9 protein-coding genes are annotated in these 6,289 nt (G+C 72.5%); 6 read left to right on the forward strand and 3 right to left on the reverse strand.

The annotated features are described in order from the left end of the window. Positions 1-31: 31 nt before the first annotated feature. Positions 32-778 (forward strand): maleylpyruvate isomerase family mycothiol-dependent enzyme, encoded by a 747-nt coding sequence (locus tag AB0F81_RS17925; RefSeq protein ID WP_360198322.1) that lies wholly within the window; start codon positions 32-34, stop codon positions 776-778. Here AB0F81_RS17925 and AB0F81_RS17930 read toward each other — a convergent pair. Next, complete coding sequence (locus tag AB0F81_RS17930; RefSeq protein ID WP_360198325.1) at positions 763-1,131, reverse strand: VOC family protein; 369 nt, start codon at positions 1,129-1,131, stop codon at positions 763-765. The two genes, AB0F81_RS17925 and AB0F81_RS17930, sit on opposite strands and share 16 nt — an antisense overlap. A 34-nt stretch (positions 1,132-1,165) precedes the next feature. Between AB0F81_RS17930 and AB0F81_RS17935 the strand changes: the two genes are divergently transcribed. The 5 genes from AB0F81_RS17935 (at position 1,166) to AB0F81_RS17955 (ending at position 5,178) form a co-directional block, all read left to right on the forward strand. Beyond that, entirely contained in the window at positions 1,166-1,621 is a 456-nt protein-coding gene (locus AB0F81_RS17935) for a MarR family winged helix-turn-helix transcriptional regulator (RefSeq protein WP_360198329.1), read from the forward strand. Then, complete coding sequence (locus AB0F81_RS17940; RefSeq protein ID WP_360198332.1) at positions 1,618-2,247, forward strand: maleylpyruvate isomerase family mycothiol-dependent enzyme; 630 nt, start codon at positions 1,618-1,620, stop codon at positions 2,245-2,247. The genes AB0F81_RS17935 and AB0F81_RS17940 overlap by 4 nt, the downstream gene beginning before the upstream one ends. A 567-nt stretch (positions 2,248-2,814) precedes the next feature. Beyond that, the gene (locus tag AB0F81_RS17945; protein WP_360198335.1) at positions 2,815-3,480 is read left to right on the forward strand and encodes a cyclase family protein; all 666 of its coding nucleotides are present in this window, start codon (positions 2,815-2,817) and stop codon (positions 3,478-3,480) included. A 4-nt stretch (positions 3,481-3,484) separates the two neighbouring features. Continuing rightward, positions 3,485-4,741: an SMI1/KNR4 family protein gene (locus tag AB0F81_RS17950; protein ID WP_360198338.1), complete on the forward strand. Its 1,257-nt coding sequence runs from the start codon at positions 3,485-3,487 to the stop codon at positions 4,739-4,741. Between the two features lie 113 nt (positions 4,742-4,854). Then, positions 4,855-5,178, forward strand: a complete 324-nt coding sequence (locus AB0F81_RS17955; RefSeq protein WP_360198341.1) for a hypothetical protein — start codon at positions 4,855-4,857, stop codon at positions 5,176-5,178. Positions 5,179-5,188: 10 nt separating this feature from the next. Here the strand turns inward: AB0F81_RS17955 and AB0F81_RS17960 are convergent, their stop codons facing one another. Continuing rightward, positions 5,189-5,581 (reverse strand): PPOX class F420-dependent oxidoreductase, encoded by a 393-nt coding sequence (locus AB0F81_RS17960; protein WP_360198343.1) that lies wholly within the window; start codon positions 5,579-5,581, stop codon positions 5,189-5,191. Then, positions 5,526-6,289, reverse strand: a 764-nt coding sequence (locus tag AB0F81_RS17965) for an MFS transporter (RefSeq protein WP_360198345.1), incomplete at its 5' end; no start/stop codon positions are given. The genes AB0F81_RS17960 and AB0F81_RS17965, both read right to left, overlap by 56 nt.

Raw genomic sequence — 6,289 nt, forward strand, 5'->3', positions numbered from 1 at the left:
ACTACGGCCGGTTTCCACATAGGATGCTGGCGTGGCGTCTTCGGTGGACATCTTCGACGATCTCGAGGCCGAGCAGGAGCAGCTGGAGTCCGTCCTGGCCGGGCTGAAACCGGACGACTGGCTCGCCCCGTCGGCGGCGGCCGGCTGGACGGTCTCGGACGTGGTGCTGCACCTCGCCCAGACCGAGGAGGGCGTGCGGGCCACCGTGCGGGGCAACCCCGACGCGATCGAGTGGCGGAGCTACGGCGGCACCGTCGACGAGGCGATGGCGGCCATGGTGCTCGCCGAACCGGCCGAGCCCGCCGCCGTCTTCGAGCGCTGGCGGGTGGCGCGCCGGGCGGCCGTCCAGGCGCTGCGGTCCGCGGACCCGCAGCGGCCGGTCCGCTGGGTGACCACCTCGCTCAAACCACGGACCCTGGCCACCACGCGGCTGGCCGAGCACTGGGCGCACGGCCTGGACATCACCATGCCACTGGGCATCGGCTATCCGGACACGACGCGCCTGCGGCACGTCGCCTGGCTGGGGCACAGCACTTTGCCGTACGCGTTCAGCCTGGCCGGACTGCCTGCCGTGCCGGTCCACTGCGACCTGATCGCGCCGGACGGCTCGTCGTGGCAGTTCGGCGATCCGGGCGCGGAGTCGGTCATCAGCGGCGCCGCCGGCGCCTTCTGCCGCGTCGGCGCGCGCCGGCTCGCAGCGGAGAGCTCCGGCTTGCAGACCCGGGGACCGTACGGGGCGCGGGCGCTGCAACTGCTCCGGAACTACGCCGACGTCTGAGTGTCACGGCGGCCCTTGGTGAGGTCGAGGATGCAGACCGCGTTGCCGTACGGATCCTCGAGCACCGCACACCGGCCCACCGCGATGTCGAACGGTGGCGTGCGCACCGCGCAGCCCGCGTCCCGGTAGGCGGCGAACGCCGCCGGGACGTCGTCGACCAGGTAGTGGACGCCGGCGTCCGGCTCCAGCGTCATGGTGTGCAGCACGATCTCGGCGTCGGTGTCGGGCATGGTCAGGCCCACCGCGGCGTCGTCGCGCCACAGCTCATGGAGCCCGAACACCCGCGTGTAGAAGACGGCCGCCCCTTCCAGGTCCGTCACCGGGACCATCACGCAATCGATCTTCCGCAGCATGCCGTCCCTCCATCGATATGACATCATGGTTGTCATGTTGGAGCGAGGAGCCGCCCTCTACCAGGTTCTCAGGCAGGTCCGGCCGCTGGTGCTCAACTCGGCGCGGGCCGTCGAGACGTCCCTGCGGCCGCAACGGCTGACCGTCGGCATGCGAGCCGTCCTCGAAGTGCTCGCCGACCACGGCCCGGCCACCGTGCCGGCCATTGCCGACCGCCTCGACCTGGCCCGCCAAGGCGTGCAACGACACGTCAACGATCTGACCGAACTCGGCCATGTGCAGGCCCGGGCGAACCCGGCGCACCGCCGGTCCGTGCTGATCAGCATGACCACCGCGGGCGCCGGGGCGTTCGAGCGGATCAGGGCCGATGAACTCGACCGCATCGCCGGGCTGGCCCCCGAGTGCAGCGCGGACGACATCGCCGCGGCGCTCAAGGTGCTCACGGCCCTCAACCGTGACGTGCGCCGCCAAGCTCTCGGAGGCGACGAATGATCTACCAGCTCACCACCGCGAACCGGCTGATGATCGCCGACTTCCTGGAGGGTCTCGACGAGTCGCAGTGGCAGGTCGAAACCCTGTGCCGAGGATGGACCGTCCAGCACATGGCCGCGCACTTCGTGCAGCCCATGCTGCTGACCTTCGGTCGCTTCTTCCTCGCCGCGCTGCGCTACCGCGGCAACACCGACCGGACGGTCGACCACTTCACCCAGCGCATCGCCCGCCGCCCGCGGCCGGAACTGATCAGCCTGCTGCGCACCCACGCGGGGGACCGGGTGGATCCGCCGCGCGTCGGACCGATGGGGCCGTTCGCTGAGACGTGCCTGCACCTGCGGGACATCGCCCGGCCGCTCGGCCTGCCCGCCGACGTGCCGACCGCGCACTGGCGGATCCTGCTGGACTATCTGGTGTCGCCGGCGGTCGCTCCGGCGTTGGTCCGCCCGGGCACTGTGGACGGTCTGCGCCTCACCGCCACCGACGTCGACTGGAGCGCCGGCTCGGGCGCCGGCGCTCCGGTGACGGGGCCGATCGAAGCGATCGGCATGGCGATCACCGGCCGCTCCTCGGCGCTGGCCGACCTGTCCGGCGAGGGCGTGGCCCTCCTGGCCCGCCGTTCCTGAGGCCCCGCTCCCTACGTTCCACACGCATTGCCGCAGCTGATGTCAAGTGCCGCCGGGTGCGCAACGCCGCCGCTCCGCAGCGTGGGCGGGGCGAACACAACACTCCGCGACAGCCGGCCAGCCCGGCTGTCGCCCAGCGCGGGGTCGGCGGGGCGAACACGGCACTATGCGTCAGCTGGCCAGCTCGGCTGTCGCTCAGCGCGGGGTTGGCGGGGCGAACACGGCACTGTGTGGCAGCCGGATGGCTCGGCTGTGGCTCAGTGCGGGGTTGGCGAGGTGGATGCGGCACTGGGTGGCAGCCGGATGGCTCGGCTGTGGCTCAGTGCGGGGTTGGCGCGGTGGATGCGGCACTGGGTGGCAGCCGGATGGCTCGGCTGTGGCTCAGTGCGGGGTTGGCGCGGTGGATGCGGCACTGGGTGGCAGCCGGGTAGGTGGGCTGACGTCCCGCGCTGGGTCTACAAGCACAGCGCACCCGGGTGGGTGGTTGGGGGCGTGCTGGGGGGAGTGGCGTGGCTGGGGAGGCGTGATCAGCGTCCAGGATGGGGTGCGGATCTTGGAGGAGGGTGCATGCGGATTCGGCGCGTTGTCGACCTGTCGGTGCCGGTGGAGCCGGAGACGCAGGTCTACCCCGGTGACCCGCAGGTGAGGTTCGCGCGGCACGCCACGGTGGCCCGGGACGGCTACAACCTGCTGCACCTGGAACTCGGCTCGCAGACCGGGACCCACATCGACGCGCCCTACCACTTCAAGGAGGACGGGCCCCGGATCGATGAGCTCGACCTGGGCCTGTTCACCGGGCCGGGCGTGCGCATCGACGTCCGCGGGGTCGGCGCGCGGGAGGCCATCACGTGGGAGCACATCGCGCCGGCCGCCTACGGGCTGGCGCCGGGCACGATCGTGCTGCTGTGCACCGGCTGGTCGCGGCACTACGGCACGCCCGAATACTTCGATCACCCGTTTCTCGGTGTGGACGCCTGCCAACGGCTGCTCGACCTGGGGGTACGCACGTTCTGCATCGACACCGGCAACATCGACGAGACTCCGGACGATGAGCATCCGGGCGACGGCTACCCGGTGCACCACCTGATCGCCGGCGCCGGAGGGGTGATCGGCGAGAATCTTCGCAACCTGGAGCTGGTCGAATTCCCGTCGCCGCTGGTGTCGTGCCTGCCGATCGCGCTGCTGGGCGCCGACGGAGCGCCGGCCCGGGCGGTGGCGATGGAATGGGAGTGAGACCGTGATCCACGATTTCGCGACGTGGGCCCCGCTGTTGCGGCTGGTCCACGTCGAACCGGGCGGTCACGTCGCCGGCCAGGTCGGCCGTGGCTCCTGGTCGGTGCCGACGGCACCCCGGTCCGGGCGGATGGAGGACATGCGCGCCGAGTTCGACGCGGTGAAACGCGTGCAGGACGCGCTCGGTGGGCGGGACAGTGTCGAGTTCGTGGCGCAGGCGCCGGCACCGGGGCGGCTGGTGCTGCACGTGCTCGACCGTGGCCCGGCCGTGGAGGACGGCCTCGGGCCGTACCCGGGTTCGCTGGTGTTCGCCGACGGCGCCGTCCCGGAGCCGTGGCGGCGGCTGCCGGCGCCGGGGAACGCGGCACCCGCGCCGACCGCCGACCCGGACCTGTTGGAGCGGGCGCTGCGTGAGCAGCTGCCGGACGCGGTCGGCGCGAGCGAGGCGGAGGTCGCGGCCGTCGAGGCACGCCTCGGTGTCACGCTGCCGGACGAGCTGCGAACGCTTTACCGGGTCACCCGCAGCTGGTGGGAGTGGAGCCTCGACGAGGTCTATGTGGCCGACGCGGCCTCCCGGAGCACGCTGTGGCGGTTCGCGGCCACCGAGGCGATCCCCGCTCCCACCGCGGAGACGGCCGTGCAGCAGCTGGCCGGCTCGCCCGGCTGGATCGTCTTCGCCGACAGCGGCGGCGGGGACCGGTTCGCCGTGGACCTGACGCCCGGCCCGGCCGGTCACCTCGGCCAGATCATCCTGATTGATCACGAGACGAACGTGGGCGCCGAACTCTACGCCGACTCGCTCACCGACCTGGTCCTGAACCGGCGCAGCTCGCGGGGGCCGGATCCGCGCGGGGACCGGCCGCCGCTGGTCGCCCGGGTCAACATCCGCAGCCTGCCGAGCGTCGAGGCGGCCGCCGATCCGGACCTGGAGGTGCTCGGCATCGGCGTCTGGAACGGCCCGCCGGTCGACCTGGCACCCGTGTCCCGCCTGCCGCGGCTGCGGACGCTCACCGCGTACCCCGGCACGCTCGCCGACCCGCTGCAGGTCGCCGGACTGACCGGCCTGGAGTATCTGAGGCTGGGTCGCGCCGAATGGCGCGTCCTGCTGGACGCCGGCGCGGTCCCGCCCGGCCTGCTGGCCGCCGGCATCGAGGTGCAGGGCAACCCGAACCCGCTGCCGGTGGTGGATCTGGCGAACGAGTTGCTCGCGACCCGGAACCGCCCGCTGATCACCGACACCGTCCTGGAGGGCGACGTCTGACATTCACGATCGGCTTTACGGACCATGGCGGCGGCAGGCCGGCGACGGTAGCTTGCGGTGAGCGCTGACATCACGCCGAGCGACGGGGGCCAAGCGTGCAGACGAGGGCGAGCGTGTACGAGGAAGCACTGCGCACCATCGGTGACGCGGCACGGGTCTACGGCGTCGAGGACGATTCCGTCGTCCGCTACCGGGCGCGGATGCGCGAGTGCGGCCCACTCGGATATGCCGAGGGCGGCATGTCGTCGATCCTGGTGCGCACCGCCCACGACCACCGTGCCGACTGCACCCAGACGGTGTGCCGCACCTGCGACGGGCTGAAGGCGGCGCTCACCGTGGCACTCGCCGGCTGCCGGGAGCTGATCGACATGGAGCTGTCCGGGATGGCCGGCGGCGGCGAGCCGCGGCGGCGCCTGCGCCTGTGGCACCGCCGCTGAGCGCCTGCGGTCAGCGCTTGCCGATCGCGGTGGGGCGCACCACGAAGACGACCCGGTCGGCGGCGTCCTTCGGCGCGTCGGTGCCGAACGGGGCGCGGTAACGCTTGGCCAGCTCGACGTAGAACGCGCCGGTCGGGTCCGGGTCGATGCGCTCGACCACGCCGCGCACCTCGATGTAGCGGTACGGGTTCTCCGGGTCGATGATCGAGATGGCGACCGCGGGGTTGGCCTGGATGTTGCGGAACTTGCGGCGGAAGTTCGTGTGAGTGAACCGGATGACTTCGCCGTCCCACGCGTACCACATCGGATTGACCTGCGGGGTGCCGTCCTCCCGCACGGTCGCCAGGTCAGCGAAGAGCGGCCGCTCCAGGAGGTCGATGAGCTCGTCCGGGATGATCGTCATGACGCCAGCCTATGCGATCATCGCGAGCGGCCCGCGGCGCCTCCCAGGCGACCCGGTTGCCCGGGTGCACGACCGCCGCGAGGTAGGCGAGACCGCAGATCCACAGTGCCGCGGGCAGGCCGACCGCGGTCAGCAGCCCGGCGCCGAGCAGCCCGCCGACCGGGATGCCGACCCAGGCCAGCGCGCCGATCAGGGTGAGCACCCGGCCGCGCAGCTCGGCCGGGGTCATCTCGATCTGGACGGTCTCCAGCAGCGGGTTGAACACGCCGGAACCGAGGCCGGCGAGCAGCCACACGGCGATCACCGCTTCCGGCGGCCAGCCGAGCGCCAGCACGATCAGGCGGGTCGGCCCGCTGATGATGACGGCGGCCAGGTAGGTGCGCCGCCGCGGCAGGCGGGTGCCCAGCCAGGCGGTGCCCAGCGCGGAGCAGACCGCCGCGGCGCCGGCCGCGCTCAGCGCCAGCCCGACGGTGGCCGCGCTGTGCCCGCCGTCGCGGGCCCAGACCGGCAGCAGCACCGCGATCAGCGCCTGGTCGAGCAGGTTGGTCACCACGAACATCACGGTCAACGCCCGCAGGCTGCGGTGCCGGCGCAGGTAGGCGATGCCGGTGCGCAGCCGGGTCGCGTACCCGTGCCGGGCCTGGTCGCGCGGCGGGTCGGAGAAGGTGAGCGCGGCGATCGGCGCGGTCGCGCCGAGCAGGGCGCCGG

This window comes from Actinoplanes sp. NPDC024001, assembly GCF_040638955.1.
GTDB lineage: Bacteria > Actinomycetota > Actinomycetes > Mycobacteriales > Micromonosporaceae > Actinoplanes.